We start from the raw sequence: 19,051 nt of genomic DNA, 5'->3' as shown, positions 1-19,051 counted from the left end.
TTGAGGAAGAAATGGACCGCAACAAGAAATTGGCGCTACGCCCGTTGCGCAGGTGCACCAATCCGGCGTTGCAGGCGGCGACATGATTTCCAGATTGGCACCAACCGGACCTCCTGGGATGTCCGCACTAAGGTTGCTAACGGAGGAAAAGCAGAAATGGGGTGGGCTGCCCATTTCGGTCGCGATTACCCGATCCGGACATCACGCTGTTGCAGCCAAGTAGCGTGATGACCAACTCTATGCCGCGGCATTGAAATCAACACGGGTCACGGTCGATTGATCGGTATCGCCGGAGGCAGCAGTTTGGTCATCGGTACTATCGGTGACGTATCTCCAAATCGGGCAGCCCCCAGCATTCGATCCCCATGTCCTTGGCCATGATGGCAAACCCCTCGGTTTCGATCTCGCCCAGAGCCGTTGTTGCAAGCGGATGCGGATCGCGAATCCATCGGCTCTTGTTGCCGTAGAAAAAAGGCGGAAACACCAGACCGTCGCGGTGCCGGTCTGCCCGCACGAGCAACATCGTACCGCCGACCGACTCCAGCCTGACCAGCCCCGCGCCCCTCATGTCGCTCATGCGCTTGTTGCCGCCATCGCTCCAGGCGTTGAGATCGAAGCTGTCGCCGCCGAAAGCGGTCACACAATGCGGGTGAACGATGTCTCGGTTTACGGCGAGCAATTGTTCCAGTACGTCTTTCGGATATTCGACGATGTCCACGTCAAGCCAAAGAACCCATTGCTCGTCCTGAAGTGCACGAAACAGAAGATGGTTGCGCGCGCGCGCGAGAATGGCGCGCCGCTGAGCCTGAAAGACCTCAGAATAGCGCGGGATCTGATCGGGAATCTGAAAGCCGAAGTCACGCTTGACCAGGATTTTACGCCGGAAGTTTTCGCAAGCTTTCCCCAAGCGGCGCAGCATCTCGTCATGGGTGTCATCGCGGCTGTCGCCTTCGAGAATTGCGAGCGAAAGCAGATGATGAGGATATGAAAGAGCCTCCAGACCGGCAAAATAAGTGTCCAGGAAATGCGCCGCGGTCTTTACCGGCGTCAAAATCAGAACCGTGGCGGGCTGTGGAAACATCTGATAGTACCGTGCCTCGATACTTAGTTAAAATCGCTCATCCATCCTGATAGTGCAGCGGATTGCGCTCAATGCAAGCCCCATTCAGCGAAGCGTTAAGACATCGCCTCGCCATTCCCGCCAAATACCCGGACGATCGCTTCAGCGGACGCGGAATCGTCACATGCGCGGGCGGAAAGCGTTATTTCACGTGCGTCTGGATGTTGATCTGGGTGTTGCGGCGCGTGGTCGAATCAAAACTTCCGATTCAAGTCTGGCATCTGGGTCGCGCCGAGATGAGCGAAGGCATGCAGATCATCCTGGAAGAACAGGGTGTTGAGGTCATCGACGCGGAAAAAATCATTGCCCGGTGGCCCGCACGGGTCTCGGGCGGTTGGCCGCTCAAGCCTTATGCGATCGCGCAGAGCAGGTTTCGCGAGGTGCTGTTTCTTGATGCCGATACCATTCCGCTTGTTAATCCCGACGCCGTCTTTGAATGGGATAGCTACAGGCGCCATGGTGTCTTGTTTTGGCCCGACATCGTCGACCTGACAAAAGAAAACCCGATCTGGGATATGGCAGGCCTGCCACGGAGGGATTGCGCCAGCCTGGAGTCCGGTGTGCTGGCGATCGACAAAAAACAGGCTTGGCTACTGCTGGATCTTGCCGTGCTGCTAAATGAATATTGGGAGCAAGCCTACCGATACATTCACGGCGACAAGGATTCTTTTCTGATCGCGGCCGAACTGGCGCGACAGAATTATGCGATTGTCGATCACCGGCCATATCAATTCGACAACGATCTGATCCAGCGTGACTCTCTCGGTAAGCTATTTCTGCATCATCGCAGCCTGTCCAAGTGGAATCTGTCCGGACCCAATCGGCCTGTCTGTGATGCTTCGATCGATAAATGCTGTGCGGCCGCACTCGAAGAATTGCGCCGGCTCTGGAGCGGCATGATTTTCCTCCCGCCCGCCCGGTCGGCGGCGTCGCTGGCTGAAGAAACGCATTTGATTGCGGTCCGGCGATTCAGCTATTCGACGTCGGTGGTGGCTGAACGCACGCTTGAACTTTTGCCCGGCGGGCGCGTCGGCGAGGGCCGGGCGGAATATGAACAGCATTGGGCGGTCACCGAAGAAAAGGGCGGCCTCATTTTGCAGTTGTTTTCCGCCACCCGCCTTGCAGTCGAACTCCATCGGCGCGACGATGGCACCTGGAAAGGCATCTCACTCTCTCGACCGGCATTTGATGCCGGGCTGGTATCGCTCGAAGCGGCACAGAACTGGCCGCATTTCAGGAAACCGCGCATCGAGCATTCAGCGGCGATCCATATCGACGCAATGTTCGCGAGTCCGTTGCTGCACGTTGGTTTCGATGGGGAAGTGGCGGAGGAACTATCGAAGACGCTGACCTTTTTGAATCGCCTGTTCGACGACGTACCCGAAGCATTTTTGAATTGCTTGTCGGGACAGAAATTCGACGAGTCCTGGCGCAACTGGCTCGAATCTCTGGTCAGGGAACTCTCGATGGCAAGGGATAACAGGCTAGCTGCGGTCAGGGACCGTGCCTGCCATCCCGTCGAGATCGATCCATTGCACTACCGTCGCCTGCAATAGCGCCGACACGATGGTGCCGCTCGCGACACGAAAGAGGATGCTGTTCCTCTCGCCTGTGTTCCCAAGCGAAGGGGGCAACGGCCTGGCGATGCGCACCGGATTCCTTCTCGACGCGTATTCCAGACATTTCGAAATCGATCTTGCCGTGGTGCCGGTTGCCGGGACGAACACGCAACCAACCAGTTTCGTGCAGACGCGAACGCTTCGAACCCGAATCCTTGAACCGCAGCTCAATACGCATTTCCGGCTGCTCTCTGGTCTTCATGATTTCCATGCCAGACTGGAGGCTTTCCGCGAATACGGGCAGCCTTCGTTGGCGGCGGCCTTGACCGAGGCCGTCGGAGAAGCGCTCAATACATGGATCGGGAACAAGACTTATTCGCTTGTCCACGTTTCCCGGCTCTATCTCGCTCCGCTCGCAGGACTGCTGCGGCAGCACATAGGCCGGGCACGCTTCATTCTCGACTGTGACGAAGATGATGCGCTTACCCATCGATCGATCGGCGCGATGTATCGCCGCAAAGGAGACTTGCTCCAGTCTGCCTGGGCCATGTCTGAAGCGTCCGCCTACGATCGGATGGCACAGAAGCTTTTTCCGCAATTCGATTCCGTTCTCGTGGCTTCGAATGGCGAAGCGCGATCGCTGGCGCACAAGGCAGACCCGGGGCGTATCACGGTGGTCCCCAATGTGGCGCCCATCGTTAGTAGGGCAAGATCGTGGCGCACCCGAGCCTGCAACCCGACGATGCTGTTTGTCGGGACGCTCGGCTACGCGCCGAACGCCGATGCCGTCATGTGGTTGACTTCGCGGGTGTGGCCGCGCCTTCGTATCGCTTCGAAAAACGTTCGACTGGTAATCGCCGGCCGAGATCCACCGGATTGGATGGTGCGTCTCGGCCGTCAGCCGGGCATCGTGGTCGCGGGTAGCGTCCCCGATGTCGCGCCTCTCTATCGCGAAGCGTCATTGGCTGTCGTGCCGCTTCGTGCCGGAGGTGGAACGCGAATCAAATTGCTTGAGGCCGCGGCTTGGGGTGTACCCGCGGTTTCGACGAGCTTCGGCGCAACAGGTCTCGGTCTCAGACCGGGAGTTGACGTTGTTCTTGCCGATTCCGAAGCCGGCTTCGCCCGAGCCTGCATAAGCCTGCTGACGGAACCGTACCAAGCGGGCCGGATCGCGAACAACGCACGGACCCGGGTGCGGCGTGACTACGATCCGGGCCGCTGGGCCGCGCGGGTCGGAAAGTTGGCGCTGGAATTTCTGGCCTGACACCGGCAGGTGAGCCTGATACAAAGCGGGAATTGCGGAGAACAAACGAATGCAGGAAGTGATTGCCCCGGCCGACAACCTTGAGGTCCACGAGGTGCCGGACGGATACATCGTCTATCAAACCGCGCGTGATCGGGTGCATTACCTCAACAAGACCGCCGCAGTGATTTTCGAGTTTTGCGACGGGCGACGCGATCGAACCGATATCATATCGCGGGTCGCAATGGCATTTGAACTTCCGCCGCATACGCATGAAGAGGTTGCAACGTGTCTAGACTCGCTGATGCGCGAAGGGCTGTTAAGGTCGATTTCGAAGTAATCGTCCGGACGTTACGTCGCCGGATCACGCTTCGAACCGACAGTTCTGAGCTTTATGAGGCGGCGCGTTATCTGGAATGCGATCCGGAAATTGAGGGATATGCCTCGGAAGAGTCGCTCGTGCGGCTTGAGGTGAGCGACGGCATCCATCGAATTGTCGAGCGCGGCAATGTGCTGCAACAGCAACTGCACAGTCGCGAGTTGATCGAATTTCTTTACGCCAATCTCTTCGACCGATCGATCCGGGACGATCCGACCTTGCCAATCATCCACGGTGCTTGTCTCCGCCGCAACGGGCGCCGGCTATTGCTGGTCGGTGACAAAGGAACCGGCAAGACCACCCTTACGCTGCGGCTCATGCTCGCCGGCTACGAGGTGGAGGGGGATGAGAACGTCTTCGTATATGATGGTGGCGCGGTAGCGCGGCCTCGCGCCTTGTATTTGAAGGAGGGCTCCCTGCGTCTGCTTCCCGAGATTGCGGACACGATATCGCGACGCCCCTCTTTGCAGGACTATCACGGGCAGCGGATCTACAACGTCAACCCGCGCTGCTTCGGGGCGCCCTGGCGGATCAGTCATGGCCCGGTCGATCTCGTGATCCTGTTGCGATCCAATCATGGCGGCTATTCCTCGATCCGCCCCGTGTCATCTCTGGCGCTGGTTCGGGAAATCGTGCCTGAAGTGGGTTTTCCGGCTGATCGGCATGGTGCGGCGATCGGCGCCCTGGTTGCGATGTCCGCACGAACACGAGGTTTCGATCTCTCGCTCGGCGATCACCCGCAAGCAATCCGTTGCATCGAGGCCGCATGCAGCTCGCTTGATTGATTCGCGAGAATCTGGGACACGGGGGCGGTTTTTTGGCCAGCATGCTGCGCTAAAGAGGCTTGAACTAAACTTCAAATAGACGACAATAGCTGCTAGGATAGTCAATAGACTCGGGTAATTGGGGATTTGAAAATGGCCGATGAGAGCAAAAGTCCGAAAATTGATCAAGCGATCGATGGGCTTGATGAAAACAAGCGTAAAACCTTGACGCGGCTCGTCACGGGCTCCGCATTTGTCGCGCCGGTCGTTGCATCTTTCGCCATGGACGGGTTGAGCATTTCGAAAGCCGTGGCGCAGGCGAACGGCACCGGATCGGCTCTGCCACCATCGGACCGTCGCTTGAAGACCGATATTTCGCGGGTTGGTTCGTTGCCGTCCGGCCTCAATCTGTATCGGTTCCGGTATGTCGGCCACACGGTCGACTATGTGGGCGTCATGGCCCAGGAAGCGATGGAGGTCGCCCCTCAAGCCGTCGTTACCGGAGCCCATGGCTTCCTGCTGGTGGACTATGCCGCCCTCGGCACCCGAATGATGACCTACGCCGACTGGGAGAGCAGCCGCGCGGCTTGAGGTCTCGGCGGAGGCAGATATCAAATTGTCTCGCTCCCGAAATGGGCCGCCAAGTGTATCTGCGACCCTGATCGTCCGAGACGAATCCGAATTTATTGAAGCTTGCCTTGCTTCGTTAAGTGGCGTCGTCGACGAGATTATCATTGTCGATACCGGGTCGCGCGACGATACGATCGACAAAGCTCGCCGCTATCCGGTCTCGGTTCATTCGTTTCCGTGGCGCGATGATTTTTCCGCGGCACGTAATTTTGCAATCGGGCAAGCCAGCGGAGACTGGATCCTGTATATCGACGCCGATGAGCGCCTCGAGCTTCCCGATTCCGAAAGCCTTCGCCTCGCGCTCCAGAATGAAAGCAAGGTTGCCTGGCGCGTCCGTTTTTTTCCGCGCGTTGGCTGGACCGCTTACGCCGAACTTCGGCTGTTCCGCAACGATTCGCGGATCAGGTTCCGGGGAGTAATCCACGAAGGGATACACGCTGCCATCGGCGAGGTCAGCCGCAGTGACGGGCGGGACGTTGGACTGTCCGATATTACATTGCGTCATGTCGGATATGAGGGAAGCCAGCTTCACAAGGTCTCGCGCAACGTCTCTCTGCTGCGCAAATACCTGAGGGATAATCCCGACCGATCCTATTGCTGGTGGCACCTCGGCGAAATGCTGAGCATGACCGGCGATGAAGACGCCGCGATAGCAGCATGGCGGCGCGGGGCGGAGGCCGCTCGTAACGAGTATCGCGTTGACGCCGGGCAGACCTGCAGCCTGCCGTTCGTGTCCCTCCTCCAGTCGCTGCATGGACGCGGCGAGCCCGTTGCCGATCTTCTGCGCGAAGCCCTCGAACTGTTTCCCGACAATCTCGTTCTGCAGTGGAACCTGGCGAAGCTCTCGCTCGAGCGGTTCGACGATGAGAAGGCGCTGCCAATACTCAAGAGGATCGCGGCTCTCGATCCACACAAGTTTTTTGATCCAATGAACTCCTACGATACCGCATTGTTTGCCTATCTTGCTCCGGAAGCGCTGGCGCTCTGCCATTTCAGGGCCGGCCGTTTCCGGCAAGCCGCCCATTGGTACCGCCGCGCGGCGCAAGCCTCGCCCGAGCGGGAAGCCTGCGAGACCAAGGCGCGCCTTGCGGAGGCCCGCCTTGCGCAGGCGTGATGTTTCAGGAAATCCGTCGGTTGCTGCCGATCAGCCGGTGCAGCGCGTCGCCGCGATATTTGCGGAGAAGATAGATCAGGTGCTTGCCGGCCATCCCGAGCTTCGATCGTTCGCGTCGTGAGCCATACCGCTGGGCGAGCGTATCCGGGTGGAACGCAAACCCGAATTGATCGGTGATGAACATTGCCCTTCGCAGCGGATACGGCCATGCGGCACGCCGTATGGTTTCGCTGGCATGGGCTCTCGCATTTTCGGTAATCCTTACCGTTTCGGGAATTGGGAGGCCGAACAGCGAATTGCCTTGGGCGACCCAACTCAAGAGAACGTCGATCTGGCCGCTATTCTCCATATAAGCGATGATCACATGCCAGTCCCGTGCAGAGAGTTCGTTCGCTCCCATGGAGAACTCCCAGAGACCCTTGAGCGCCAATAAATGCCGGGCGTGACCGCGATCGGCCACCTGATGATGTAGAAGACCGTGGAGAACATGCCAGGCCGCGGGCAACTTGCGAAACTGCGTACCGCGGAAGTCTCGGTTGACGGACAATTCCCGGATCCTGTCCGTCGGCAATAAAGGCTCGGCGTTGAAGGCGAGCGCGTTCGAATGCAATTCGACGGCCCCATGTCGATCACTCAGCTGCATCTGGAGCAGGTGATGCTGTCCATCCAGTTCCGGCAGGTTTGCAAACTCGTATCCCAGCAACTTCAGGGCTGCCGTCGCATCGCCAAGCTCAGCGGGCTGCACGACGATATCGAGGTCGCGCATGCCGCGCGCAACCGACCAGCCTTCCATCTCGGTCAGATGACAGGCGCCCTTGATCAGAAGCGGCGTGATCTCGCGCTCATTCAATGCTGCGATAATCGTAAGCAGCTGATCGCGAAGGTCGTCCTGCCGCTCGAGGTGTTGATTCCAGGTTGACGTCAGCCTGGTGGTGACATGCTTTTCCCGGGTGGCCGAATCGCAGGTATGGGGCACGGGAAAAAGCAGCGAACGATCACGCAAAGCAAGAACAAACGGAGCGAGCAGGTCGTGCGCATTGGCAAACTCGACCAGCGATGGCCACGAAAAGCATTTGTCAAAAAAAGCGAGTCGAAGCGCGGCAGATGACGCTGTCGTGGGGCGCACCTCCAGGATTTTCCCGAGAAGGGCGAGATCTGAATGTGAAACAGATGGCGGTAAGCGCTCCAAAATTTTGACTCCAGGATATTACAAGCTTTCACGCCCCTCGGTTCACGCGATCGTTTAGCATAGATGGCGTTCGGCCGCGACGTCCGTGCGACCAAGAAGGGTACTCTTCAGAGTATGGTGCCGAACAGCTTTCCGATCCCGGCGGTGATCCCGAGCGCCAGCGCTCCCCAGAACGTCACTCGGATGGTCGCGCGCAGAATATTCGCGCCACCTGCCTTCGCCCCGACGGCGCCGAGAAACGCGAGAAAGCCCAGCGACGCGGCCGACGTCACCGGGACCAGCATCGTCGAAGGCGACACGACGACCATCAGCAACGGCATGGCTGCACCTATGGAGAATGTCACGGCCGACGTGAGGGCTGCCTGGACAGGCCGCGCGGTGGTCATCTGAGAAATGCCCAGTTCATCGCGAGCGTGGGCGCCGAGCGCATCCTTCTTCTTGAGTTGCGCGGCAACCTGGCGGGCAAGATCAAGGTCGACCCCGCGTTTGACGTAGAACTCGGCAAGCTCCTCTAGCTCGGCCCTAGGGTTACTGCGCAGCTCACGCCGCTCTCGTGCGAGATCCGCCTTCTCGGTGTCAGACTGCGAACTGACGGAGACATACTCGCCGGCGGCCATCGACATCGCGCCAGCGACCAGTCCTGCGACTCCCGCGATCAGGACGTCGTTTTGCTTTGCCGCCGCTGCGGCTACGCCGACGATCAGGCTTGCGGTCGAGATAATTCCGTCGTTGGCTCCAAGCACCGCCGCCCTCAACCATCCGATGCGATCGACGAGATGGCTCTCTTTGTGAAGGCGGCGGGGACGGTTCATCGATGTTTCCGTGAAGCTTTCGAGCCCTATGGCTGATCTGTGCGGGTGCGAAGGATCCGCGGCTCGCTGGCAAAATAACCTACGGAGGCGCAGCCAAATCCGTTTGACTCCTCAGGGGGGCCGAGCGGGGTTAACATTGAACCGTCGGATGGGGTCCGGGGGGCTATCAGCTCAATGCATAGTCATCTAACAACGCTTGCAGCCCGGGCTTCTTGATGTGGATCAACGGAGCGGCGAATGTTGCTCGTTTCGCGGTAGACATGCTAGTGCGGCGGCGTGATGGTCGGCCGGCTGGCTGGCTTGCCCGGTATAGACCTAGAAACCCGGCTCTGGTGACGCATGGGAGCATAGCCTTCGGGGTGGTTAGCATCCCGCACGATGCAGACCGTGTTGTCGCCGATTGGGAGAATGTCGCCGAGGATCAGGATACGAAGGAGCGCGCTGGTCAGCATTATTTCGGTGACAGGGTCTTCGGAAATTAGGTTATGGGCGGGAAACCCTTTTGGGCACTTGATGCACCCCGATGCAGCACGCCTTTATCGAAATGAGCTTCGACGGCTCCCTCTTCCGGCTCGAAGGCAGAGATATCGATCGATAGAATGAGCCGTAGCTGCGCTCTTCCACATGCAAACTCCCTTTCATCCTTCATGGCTCGCAAAAGCAAAATCGAAGCCTATATAGCTTAAATGAACGACGAAACCGAGCGCGTCTGTGAGGTTGACCTAATAAGTGGCATACACCCAATGAGCTTGCATCGCCGCACTGAAAGCCGGCGGGCCGAGCGCCTTCTGCGGCTGAGACAAATTCACGGTCAGATTGTTGTTGCGATCGAGCGCACATTGCAGCGCATGTTCAACGGCGAAGGGACGCTGATCCCAATCCCGGTAAGAGCGGTCGCTGACCGACGACGGCTTGATCGGTACCGGTCAAGTGATTGATTTTCCAAATCATAGTCGTTCATGCGACCAAACGCGGCGGGACGTGCGATTTTGGGGGGACATGACAGCGCTATAGAGGCGTCATTTTATATAGACGAAACGGCATTGAGACAAATTGAACCAGACGCTTTCCCCGATGAGCCGGGCTTTCTGAAAGCGTTCGATTTGAACCGCGATTTAATATGTGCCGCCGCAGCCAAGATCTATGTCCGCGGAAGCAGAGGTTCTTATGACCTAGTTGCCGCCAATTTTTGATGAGGTGTCGGATATGCGCAGCGTGATGATATCGATATGCGTTGCTTTTGTGCTTGCCATTGGGAGCGCGAGGTTGGGTGGTCTCCTGGCACAGACGACTCCTGAACCGCAGACTCATTATAAGCACGGCCAAGGTTATCAGCACTCTTTTGAGAATGCCGAGAAATGGGCCAAAGCGTTTGATGATCCTGCGCGCGATGCTTGGCAAAAGCCCGACGAGGTCCTAGATGCCCTTCACCTCCAACGAACAGACCGGGTCGCCGATTTAGGCGCGGGCACCGGATATTTCAGCGCTCGGATCGCCAAGCTCGTGCCCGAAGGAAAGCTATTTTCTGTTGATATCGAACCGGAAATGCTCCGTCACCTTCGTGAGCGTGCGCGCCATGAAAATTTGGGGGTACTGGTGCCGATACTGGCAAGCACCGAGAGTGCCAATCTTCCCGAACCAGTGGACCTCATTCTTGTTGTCGACACGTACCACCACATCGACAACCGTGTTGCGTACTTTTCCAAATTGAAAGCGTCATTGCGGCCTAATGGACGGCTTGCCATCGTGGATTTCAAGGCTGATTCGCCAGAGGGACCACCGCCTGAACACCGCATCCCACCCGAGAAAATTACATCAGAGTTGGATACCGCTGGCTATACAATTGTCGCGACCCATCCATTCCTGGCGAGGCAATATTTCTTAGTATTTCAAGCCAAGACCTCGTAAGCGAACATCAAACCGCTTCCGACCGGACTGCCTAAAGTCCGCTTGGGATCAAACCCGGTTGCTCGCATCGTTGAGGCAAATCGCCCACGACAAGGAGCATCATATCGTCGCCGAGCTCGGCCTTGAGCTCTACGCCCAACAACATATGAGCGAGCTCGAATGACGAGCAATCTCGATCGGAATGTGGCCTATGGCGACATCTTCAACGGTCAACGTGGAATTCCACGTTGACCTGACCGCTCCCGCTCGATGGGAAATAGTCACAGAGCTGCTCTGCCTCGCCTGCGTAGGCGTCCCAACCGAGTGCCGCAAACAGCATGATGGTATCGGCCATCCCTCCTTCGCCGTTGCATTTGATCGCGTATTCCGGAAGCATGGCGATGAATTCACGATAGCGGCGCTGCTGCCATAACTCGAGTACACGTAGATCGACCTGTCGGTTGAATTCGCTCGCGATCGACGTCCAGGCATCTGGGACGAGATTCTTGTTCGGCCAGAGGCGATGTGACAGTGACCCGCTGGCGATGAGGGCTACCCGGTCATCGGAGTCTTCTGCCGCGCGCCGGGTTGCTTCACCCAGCGTGCGGCTCTCCTCAAGCGAAGTGAATAACGGCGACGCAATCGAGACAACTTTGGCCCAACCGTCGGGATTGAGGTAATGCATAGGTACGATCGTGCCATATTCGAGACCGAGCGTTGCGACCTTATGCGCCATGACGTTAAGCTGATTTTTGTGTGCCTCGTCGGCGATGGCCTCGGCGAGCGCGGTATTGCCAGGAAGATCGTAGCGCAAGTCCTGGATCATATGCGGCGCCTCGTGACTGGTAAACGAACCGCGGTGATGGGGATTGGCATTGATATGATAGCCAAAATTGGAGAGCCAGTGCGTGTCGATCACCACGAATGTGGTAACGCCGCGCTCCCTCGCGCGCCGGCCAAGTTCGCGTAGCGAGTGGATAGCGCTCTCCCGGGCAGACAGGAGAGAGCTGCCTTTCGTTTCCGAAAGCATCAGCGAAGGTACGTGGGTCACCTTGGCGGCAAGAACAATTTTTCCCAATGGCTCTTATCTCCTTCGGGAGCTTGAGCATGAACGTCGATCGGACTAGCTCCGAACGTGATGTGGGAGTCGTCACGAGGGCATTTTGTTCGTCAAATTCAGTCGGTCGCGGCGAACTCCTGCTCGTGGAGCCAGGCGGTGTGGCGCGGCGGCTGCTTCGTACGCGACCACTCCTCGACCATTTCGGGAGCGACCGTCTTCATTCGTGCCAGCTGTTCGGGTGAAGCGGTCCACGCCGCGACCTCGAGGCGATGGCCGCTTGGGTCCCAGAAATATATGGATTTGAATATGGTGTGATCGGTCGGGCCAACGACCTCGAGACCGCTGGCCTCGGCGCGTGCCTTGGCCTTGAGAAGCGCGTCGATGTCTTCGACCTGGAACGCAATATGCTGCGTCCAGTCCGGTGTATTGGGATCACGACCCATCGGTGGGGAGTTCGGCAGTTCGAAGAAGGCAAGAATGTTGCCGGCACCCGCATCAAGAAAGATGTGCATGTAGGGATCTGGGGCCTTAGTCGAGGGGACCTTGTCCTCGGCGATCGCGCCCAGCAGGTCCATGTTCATGACGCGCTTGTAGAAATCGACGGTCTCCTTCGCGTCCTTGCAGCGATAGGCGACGTGATGGATTTGCTGGATGCGCATGGTTTCCTCCGCGCTCTGTCACGGCGCTTGAAGGTTGTCAGTAACGCTCGTTACCTTGCGGCAGCCTTGATCTGGATCAACGGCATCCTCTGCGATCGGATCCTCTGTGAAAAGGTTAGCCGGACTCAAGCGTCCATCGCGCTCGTTGGTCGGGGACAAGGAACATTGACATTGACTGACCGGTCAGTCATATTATGTCTATGTCAATCTCCCGAAAGAGAGCCGCATCCAAGGCGGCCGCGCCCGGCGGCAGGAACGCTGGCATGGATACGGCGGTCTCGCCGAGCCGCGCGGCGCGCGCCGCGGGGCGGCGCCAGGCAATCATCGAGGCGGCGCTGGCGGAATTCGTCGCGCGCGGATTTGCCGCGACGCGGCTCGACGATGTGGCCAAGCGCGCCGGCGTTGCCAAGGGCACCATCTATCTGCACTTCGAGGACAAAAAGGCGCTGTTTCAGGAACTGATACGCACCGCGCTGGTGCCTTTGATCAGCCGGCTAGCCGTGCCGCCGCCCGCCGGTGGGTCGGTGCGCGACAAACTTGAGAACTTTGCCCAGACCTTCGTGGAGGAGGTTGTAGCGACGCGGCGCGGTGACATCGTCCGGCTGATCGTTGCCGAGGGATCCAGATTTCCCAGCATCGCGGATTTCTACTACCGCGAAGTGGTTTCCCGCGGGATGGCCGGGATGCGGGCGCTGATTGATCGCGGGATCAAGAGTGGCGAAATCCGGGCGCAAGGCTTGGCAGACTTTCCGCAAATCGTGATTGCGCCGGCGATTGTCGCCGTGATCTGGCACGGGCTGTTCGGCAAGCGTGCGCCACTGGATGCTAGTGCGATGTTTCGCGTCCAGCTCGATCTGATTTTTGGCACACGGAGAGCGACATGATGTTGTCGCCAAAAATGTCGTGGACGCTCGCAGCGCTGGCGCTGGCAGCAGCGCTAGCCGGCTGCGACGCGCCCAGGGATCCCGGCTTTCAGGGCTGGGTCGAGGCGGACATGATCTTCGTTAGCCCCGACGAATTCGGGCGTGTAACCAAACTCAATGTTCGCGAAGGCGACGAGGTCAAGGCCGGCAGTCAGCTCTATGCAGTCGACGATGACATGCAGCAGGCTGACCTCAACCAGAACAAAGCCACGCTCGCCAACGCGCAGCAAAGCTATGACCGCGCTTTGTCCTTGAGCAAGACGGGCGCCGGCACGCAGGCCACGCTCGACGCCGCGCTTTCGGCGCTGCGCGTTGCCGAAGCGCACGTCGTGACCTCGCAGACGCGCGTTGCACGGCGGATCGGCTTTGCGCCCGTCAGCGGCACCGTTCAGCAGATTTATTTCCGCGAGGGTGAAACGGTCGCGGCGCAGCGGCCGGTGCTGTCGATCATGCCGCCCGGCAACATGAAAGTGCGGTTCTACGTGCCCGAGCCGGAATTGCCCAAGCTTGCGGTCGGCGACGAGGTGCGTGTCACCTGCGACAACTGCGCGGGCGATCTCACCGCGAAAATTTATTTCGTCTCGACTTCGGCCGAATACACCCCGCCGGTCATCTACAGCCTGGATGAACGCAACAAGCTGGTCTACCTGATCCAGGCCCGGCCGTCGCGACCGGACGCGTTGCGGGTCGGGCAGCCGATCAGCGTTTTTCTCAACGCCAAGACGCCAGTAGCGGACAAGCGATGACCGGACTGCCGGCTTCCGCCCTCGACATTGCGATCGACGTTCACGGCCTTACAAAATCATTCGGCGGCCGCGAGGTCGTGCATGACCTGTCGATGCAGGTCAAACGCGGCACCATCTATGGCTTTCTCGGCCCCAACGGAAGTGGCAAGACGACCACCATCCGTATGCTCTGCGGTCTGCTGACGCCCGACAGCGGTGAAGGCGCTTGTCTGGGCTACGACATCCGGCGTGACGCCGACAAGATCAAGCGCCGGGTAGGCTATATGACGCAGCGTTTTTCGCTGTACCAGGATCTGTCGGTGCGCGAAAATTTGGAATTCGTGGCCCGGCTTTATGGCGTCTCTAATGCCCGCGGCGCCGTAGGTGAGATGATCAAGCGACTGGGGCTACAGGGGCGCGAAAGACAGCTCGCCGGCGAGCTCTCGGGCGGCTGGAAGCAACGCCTTGCGTTGGGCGCCTGCACGCTGTCCAACCCGCAACTGTTGCTGCTGGACGAGCCGACGGCCGGGGTCGATCCCAAGGCACGACGTGACTTCTGGAACGAGATCCATGCGCTCGCGGCGCAAGGTCTGACAGTATTGGTCTCCACCCATTACATGGACGAGGCCGAGCGTTGCCACGAGATCGCCTATATCGCCTATGGCCATCTTCTTGTTCATGGCACCGTGGACGAGGTGATCGCCAAATCGGCGCTGTCGACCTGGACGGTGACCGGCCACGATCTTCACAAGCTCTCGGATCAGCTCGTTGGCAAGCCCGGCGTCGACATGGTGGCGCCGTTTGGCACCAGCCTGCATGTGTCCGGTCGGGACAAGACCGCGCTCGAGGCCACGATCGCACCTTACCGCGACGACACCGGATTGCACTGGCAGCACGGCGCGCCGTCGCTGGAGGATGTCTTCATCGAACTAATGACCCGTTCGAAGGATAATTTCCAGTGAGCGCAACTGATTCATCCGGCCGCGAACGCGAGACCACGGAGTTGCGCTTCGGCTTCCTTCGGCGCTCCGTCGCGATGGTGATCAAGGAATTCATCCAGCTCAGGCGCGACCGCGTGTCGTTCGCGATGATCGTGATGATCCCGGTGATGCAGCTGTTGCTGTTCGGCTACGCCATCAACACCACGCCGCGTCATCTCCCGACAGCGGTGCTCTTGCAGGAGGATAGCGATCTCGGCCGTTCGATCCTGAAAGCGCTGCAAAACACTGCCTATTTCGACTTCACTACCGAAGTGCACGATGTCGCCGAGTTCGACAACCTGCTGCTGTCGGGAAAGGTACTGTTCGGCGTTGAAATTCCGCGCGGTTTTGAGCGCGCGGTGCGGCGGGGCGACTATCCGGCACTTTTGGTCGCAGCCGACGCGACCGATCCCGTGGCGGCCGGTTCGGCGATGTCCTCGCTCGGCGTCATTGTGCAGACCGCGTTGCAGCACGATTTGTTCGCGGGCGACCCGCCGGCATTGCCGTTCGAGATCCGCGCCCACGCCCGCTATAACCCGGCGGGTTCGTCCCGACTCAATATCGTGCCCGGCCTGGTCGGAACCATCCTGACCATGACCATGCTGATCTTCACGGCACTCTCCGTGACGCGGGAAATCGAGCGCGGCACCATGGAAAGCTTGCTGTCGATGCCGATCAAGCCGGTCGAAATCATGCTCGGCAAGATCGCGCCTTACGTGCTGGTCGGGTTCATTCAGGCCTCGCTGATCGTCGGCATCGGTATGTTGTTGTTCGGGGTACCGGTACGCGGCAGCCTGATCATGCTGGCGCTGCTCTCGACGCTGTTCATCACGACAAATCTGTCGATCGGCTATACTTTCTCGACCATCGTGCAAAACCAGCTGCAGGCGATGCAGCTGTCGATGATGTTCTTTCTGCCGAGCATCCTGTTGTCGGGATTCATGTTCCCGTTCATGGGTATGCCGGTTTGGGCGCAATATGTCGGCGAAATTCTGCCACTGACGCACTACTTGAGGATTGTCCGTGCCATTATGCTCAAAGGCGCAACGTTACAAAATCTGCAGTATGATACGATTGCCCTTTTCGCGTTGATGGTGCTCGCCATGACGATTGCGGTGACGCGCTTCCGCCGTACGCTGGATTGACGCGCCAACCGATATGGACTGCGGCAAAGCGGTCGCGCGGGCAGCTGCGATCGTCGACAACTACCCGACCGAGGACCCCGAGGCGCCGCTAGCCGGAGCCGAGCCCTTATTGTTTGCCTCGCGCCCCAACTGTTCGATCGTGGGCGCGTTGAGGCAATACGCCTGATAGTCTCCGGCAGACGTGCCGGCGGCGAGATCGCGGACGCATTCGCGCTTGTGTTCACACAAGGTGCAGACGCGCTCCATGTCGTGTAACATCAGGGGTTCGGCGCGGGCGAGATCGTTGCTGTCGATGCCGAGGGCATCAAGCAATTTCGGCAATTCATCCGCCGCATGCGGCCCGAGACGAACCAATTCATTCAGATCGGCGGGAGAAACCCGCAAATCGCCTGCGATGCGATCAAACTCCGACGTGTTGAGCTGGCGCATCTCATTGAGCTCCCGCCGGTGCTGGAGCCAGTCGCCGAACGCTTGGGTCAATCGTTCGACAACGGAATGCGACCGGTCTCGCATGCTGTCTTGGGTAATCACGGGATACCTCCCATCGCTAGAGAAACTAATATCAGCATGCGCGCCGGACAGGAGGGCGTCGTTGCGATAGATCAAACCGATCCCGGGACGACTGCGGTTGCGAAGCAACCCCGCCGAATTCGACGAGGTGGCTGGGAACGGGGAAGGCGGCCAGAGCTCTCGGCTGAGCTGTTGCGTCGAGTATTCTCGCCCGCGCCGAGCCCAATTCGGCGGCTGACCGGCTCGGCCCAACGGAATCTAGCCGCCGGATTTTTCAAGCTTCTGCTGCATTGCGCCGCCGGAAATCTGGAGCGGCGTCGGGATCGGTCCGGGGCGGCGGCGCTAACGCGGATTCCGATGCATCCCGGTGTCCCCGTACTCTTCTGGCTAGTTGTCGAATTCGCACGGGCTATCGTTGCGTGAAATGCTGGACTAGCTTGCCTCCATCGCGCTACGCTTTTACTAATCCCGCAACTCACCGGAGGCGATATTGGCTAGAATCAAATTCAGCTTCGCGCGCGGCGGTTACTTCACGGCCAAGGTGATGCTGGACAAGGCGCCGAAGACCTGGGACGCGATCCGCAAGCGGTTGCCGCTCACCATCAAGGCTTACAACGCGCGATGGACCGGCCGCGAAACCCATACCAAGCTCGATTTGCCCGACAAGCCGCCGCGCGAGAACCAGATCCTCAACGCCGGGCTCGGTGACGTCATCTACGCCTGCGAATGGTCGGACCGCGACGTCACCGGCTTCGAGGCGATCGGGTGGTTTTACGGCACCGAGACGGTGCGCGACTGGCGCGGCGAATCCCGCGTCAATTTGTTCGCACGCGTCGACCAGAGCGAGTGGCCGTTTCTCGAAGAAGTTGGCTTGCGAACCTGGCGCGAGGGCGGCGAGGACTGCACTATCAGCGTTGCGGACGAGTGATTTATGCAAACCCAACACCGGGACCGTCCCGGCTTGCGAGCCGGGACGACGGTGAAGGTGACAGCCACGCCGGCCAACGATCCCTTAGTTCGCGACCTCGCTCCATTCCGGGCAGCTGCGCTGGTCCACCGGGGTTAGCCAGGCCTTGTAGTTGGTCTTGTCGATGATCTCGGCCGGCAGAAGGATCTTTTCCGGCAGTGGCTCGCCCTTGAGATGGCGCAGCGCCGCGCGCGTCGCGATGCAGCCGATCTTGAACATGTTGAAATCGACGCTGGCGAGCAGCGCGCCGGTCTCGATCTGCTTTATCGCAGGCAGGATGCCGTTGATGCCGATGACGACAGAGGTCCGCTTCGCTTGCGTCAGCGCTTCCAGCGCGCCCAGCGCCATACCGTCATTGGCCGAGAGCACCGCATCGATTTCGGGGTATTTTTGCAGGAATTCTTCCATCACCCGCCTGGCGTCGGGCTGCTGGTAGTTGCCGATGCCGAAGCCCAAAACCTCGATGCCGGGAAACTCGGCGAATGCGCGCTTGTATCCGCGCACGCGCTCGCGGTTGGTCGGCGCCACCGCAATGCCTTCGATGACGACGATCTTGCCTTTGCCGCCGAGCTTGTCGAACAGATAACGCGCCTGCCGGTACCCGATCTCAAAATCGTCGGCGCCGATATAGGTGACGAACCGGCCGGGCAGCGGATTGGATGCGAGCACGACCGGGATTTTGGCTTCGTTGAGCTTCTTCACGGAGCCGATCATGGCTACGTCATCGACGGGAATGAAGACAATGGCGTCCGGCCGGTCCTTGAGGACCTGCTCGACCATCGCCTGTTGCTCCGCGACATTATCCGGCTGCCTGGGAACGAAGTGCACAATCCGCGCGCCCGCCGAGCGCGCGACCTGATCGGCGGCGATGCGGAAGGCCTCATAGGCGGGATTGGTCAGGTTCTTGGTGAACACGGCGATGGTCGGCTGCTCGTCCGCTGCCCTGGCCTGGCCGGCGAAGCCAGCGGCGAGCAACAGCATTGAACCGGCCAGCATTGCAGTTACGAAATAGTGCATGGTCGTCTCCTTGCGGGTCACAGCCACAGGATCTTCTTGCGGTAGTCGAGGTCGCTCTGCAGCGGTGCCGCCGGCCCCTGGTGAAACACCGCGCCGCGCTCCAGCGCGAAAACCCGGTCGGCCAGCGCCAGCACGAGGTCGAGATTGTGCTCGACGATCACGATGGAGATATGTTGACGCAAAAGATCGAACACCCGGAACAGGTCGAGGATCACCGAGGGCGCAAGACCCTCGAACGGCTCGTCGAGCAACAGCAATTTGACGTTGCCCGACATCGCCCGCGCCACCGCCACCATCTGCTGTTCGCCGCCCGACAGATAATCCGCCGCGATGTCCATGCGCTCCTTCAGGCGCGGAAAATATTCGAG

General features: G+C 59.4%; 21 protein-coding genes and 1 pseudogene. 14 read left to right on the top strand and 8 right to left on the bottom strand.

All coding sequences use genetic code 11. From position 1 onward, the window contains the following. Nucleotides 1-316: 316 nt before the first annotated feature. On the bottom strand, nt 317-1,081 hold the full coding sequence (locus E7813_RS13280; RefSeq protein WP_291574620.1) for a hypothetical protein: 765 nt from the start codon (nt 1,079-1,081) through the stop codon (nt 317-319). 71 nt (nt 1,082-1,152) lie between these two features. Between E7813_RS13280 and E7813_RS13275 the strand changes: the two genes are divergently transcribed. From E7813_RS13275 to E7813_RS13245, 7 genes and pseudogenes are all read left to right on the top strand, one after another. Further along, the gene (locus tag E7813_RS13275) at nt 1,153-2,676 is read left to right on the top strand and encodes a hypothetical protein (protein WP_291574617.1); all 1,524 of its coding nucleotides are present in this window, start codon (nt 1,153-1,155) and stop codon (nt 2,674-2,676) included. Nucleotides 2,677-2,686: 10 nt separating this feature from the next. Continuing rightward, nucleotides 2,687-3,943 (top strand): glycosyltransferase, encoded by a 1,257-nt coding sequence (locus E7813_RS13270; RefSeq protein ID WP_291574615.1) that lies wholly within the window; start codon nt 2,687-2,689, stop codon nt 3,941-3,943. 49 nt (nt 3,944-3,992) lie between these two features. Next, entirely contained in the window at nt 3,993-4,262 is a 270-nt protein-coding gene (locus E7813_RS13265) for a PqqD family protein (RefSeq protein ID WP_291574613.1), read from the top strand. Nucleotides 4,263-4,381: 119 nt separating this feature from the next. Then, nucleotides 4,382-5,086, top strand: coding sequence for a hypothetical protein (locus tag E7813_RS13260; protein WP_291574611.1), 705 nt, complete (start codon nt 4,382-4,384; stop codon nt 5,084-5,086). 132 nt (nt 5,087-5,218) lie between these two features. Next, nucleotides 5,219-5,656, top strand: coding sequence for a tail fiber domain-containing protein (locus E7813_RS13255; RefSeq protein WP_291574609.1), 438 nt, complete (start codon nt 5,219-5,221; stop codon nt 5,654-5,656). A gap of 25 nt (nt 5,657-5,681) precedes the next feature. Next, nucleotides 5,682-6,014 (top strand): annotated as a pseudogene (locus E7813_RS26155) (glycosyltransferase family 2 protein); the annotation flags it as partial. A gap of 306 nt (nt 6,015-6,320) precedes the next feature. Next, nucleotides 6,321-6,809, top strand: a complete 489-nt coding sequence (locus E7813_RS13245; RefSeq protein ID WP_291574605.1) for a hypothetical protein — start codon at nt 6,321-6,323, stop codon at nt 6,807-6,809. Nucleotides 6,810-6,813: 4 nt separating this feature from the next. Here the strand turns inward: E7813_RS13245 and E7813_RS13240 are convergent, their stop codons facing one another. Then, entirely contained in the window at nt 6,814-7,998 is a 1,185-nt protein-coding gene (locus tag E7813_RS13240; RefSeq protein ID WP_291574603.1) for a nucleotidyltransferase family protein, read from the bottom strand. A gap of 107 nt (nt 7,999-8,105) precedes the next feature. After that, nucleotides 8,106-8,810: a VIT family protein gene (locus tag E7813_RS13235; RefSeq protein WP_291574601.1), complete on the bottom strand. Its 705-nt coding sequence runs from the start codon at nt 8,808-8,810 to the stop codon at nt 8,106-8,108. A gap of 959 nt (nt 8,811-9,769) precedes the next feature. Here E7813_RS13235 and E7813_RS13230 point away from each other — a divergent pair. Then, nucleotides 9,770-10,003 carry a DUF1488 family protein gene (locus E7813_RS13230; RefSeq protein ID WP_291574599.1) on the top strand — a complete coding sequence of 78 codons (234 nt, stop codon included), beginning with the start codon at nt 9,770-9,772 and terminating at the stop codon, nt 10,001-10,003. A 13-nt stretch (nt 10,004-10,016) separates the two neighbouring features. After that, nucleotides 10,017-10,718 (top strand): class I SAM-dependent methyltransferase, encoded by a 702-nt coding sequence (locus E7813_RS13225; RefSeq protein WP_291574597.1) that lies wholly within the window; start codon nt 10,017-10,019, stop codon nt 10,716-10,718. A 202-nt stretch (nt 10,719-10,920) separates the two neighbouring features. Here the strand turns inward: E7813_RS13225 and hpaD are convergent, their stop codons facing one another. Beyond that, nucleotides 10,921-11,775, bottom strand: coding sequence for a 3,4-dihydroxyphenylacetate 2,3-dioxygenase (gene hpaD, locus E7813_RS13220; protein ID WP_291574595.1), 855 nt, complete (start codon nt 11,773-11,775; stop codon nt 10,921-10,923). Nucleotides 11,776-11,873: 98 nt separating this feature from the next. Further along, nucleotides 11,874-12,416, bottom strand: coding sequence for a VOC family protein (locus tag E7813_RS13215; RefSeq protein WP_291574593.1), 543 nt, complete (start codon nt 12,414-12,416; stop codon nt 11,874-11,876). A gap of 263 nt (nt 12,417-12,679) precedes the next feature. Here E7813_RS13215 and E7813_RS13210 point away from each other — a divergent pair, with 263 nt between their 5' ends. From E7813_RS13210 to E7813_RS13195, 4 genes are read left to right on the top strand one after another with little or no spacing between them, the layout of a single operon-like run. Next, nucleotides 12,680-13,300 carry a TetR/AcrR family transcriptional regulator gene (locus tag E7813_RS13210; RefSeq protein WP_291574591.1) on the top strand — a complete coding sequence of 207 codons (621 nt, stop codon included), beginning with the start codon at nt 12,680-12,682 and terminating at the stop codon, nt 13,298-13,300. Then, nucleotides 13,300-14,085 carry an efflux RND transporter periplasmic adaptor subunit gene (locus E7813_RS13205; protein ID WP_291574644.1) on the top strand — a complete coding sequence of 262 codons (786 nt, stop codon included), beginning with the start codon at nt 13,300-13,302 and terminating at the stop codon, nt 14,083-14,085. Before E7813_RS13210 ends, E7813_RS13205 begins: the two co-directional genes overlap by 1 nt. Next, entirely contained in the window at nt 14,082-15,026 is a 945-nt protein-coding gene (locus E7813_RS13200) for an ABC transporter ATP-binding protein (RefSeq protein ID WP_291574589.1), read from the top strand. Before E7813_RS13205 ends, E7813_RS13200 begins: the two co-directional genes overlap by 4 nt. Then, entirely contained in the window at nt 15,023-16,189 is a 1,167-nt protein-coding gene (locus tag E7813_RS13195) for an ABC transporter permease (RefSeq protein ID WP_291574587.1), read from the top strand. Before E7813_RS13200 ends, E7813_RS13195 begins: the two co-directional genes overlap by 4 nt. 60 nt (nt 16,190-16,249) lie before the next feature. Here the strand turns inward: E7813_RS13195 and E7813_RS13190 are convergent, their stop codons facing one another. Next, nucleotides 16,250-16,702 (bottom strand): hypothetical protein, encoded by a 453-nt coding sequence (locus tag E7813_RS13190; RefSeq protein ID WP_291574643.1) that lies wholly within the window; start codon nt 16,700-16,702, stop codon nt 16,250-16,252. 487 nt (nt 16,703-17,189) lie between these two features. Between E7813_RS13190 and E7813_RS13185 the strand changes: the two genes are divergently transcribed. Next, nucleotides 17,190-17,627, top strand: coding sequence for a DUF3830 family protein (locus E7813_RS13185; protein ID WP_291574585.1), 438 nt, complete (start codon nt 17,190-17,192; stop codon nt 17,625-17,627). A gap of 84 nt (nt 17,628-17,711) precedes the next feature. On the opposite strand, the gene E7813_RS13180 is transcribed toward E7813_RS13185, so the two are convergent. Both E7813_RS13180 and E7813_RS13175 read right to left on the bottom strand, forming a co-directional pair. Next, nucleotides 17,712-18,683 carry a sugar ABC transporter substrate-binding protein gene (locus tag E7813_RS13180; RefSeq protein ID WP_291574583.1) on the bottom strand — a complete coding sequence of 324 codons (972 nt, stop codon included), beginning with the start codon at nt 18,681-18,683 and terminating at the stop codon, nt 17,712-17,714. A 17-nt stretch (nt 18,684-18,700) separates the two neighbouring features. Beyond that, nucleotides 18,701-19,051 (bottom strand): ATP-binding cassette domain-containing protein (locus E7813_RS13175; RefSeq protein ID WP_291574581.1); only part of this gene is annotated, 351 nt, incomplete at its 5' end.

This window comes from Bradyrhizobium sp., from assembly GCF_004799405.1.
In the GTDB taxonomy this organism is placed as follows: Bacteria; Pseudomonadota; Alphaproteobacteria; order Rhizobiales; family Xanthobacteraceae; genus Bradyrhizobium.
Note: the sequence above shows the minus strand (reverse complement) of the source record. Positions and strands in the feature narration are given on the sequence as shown.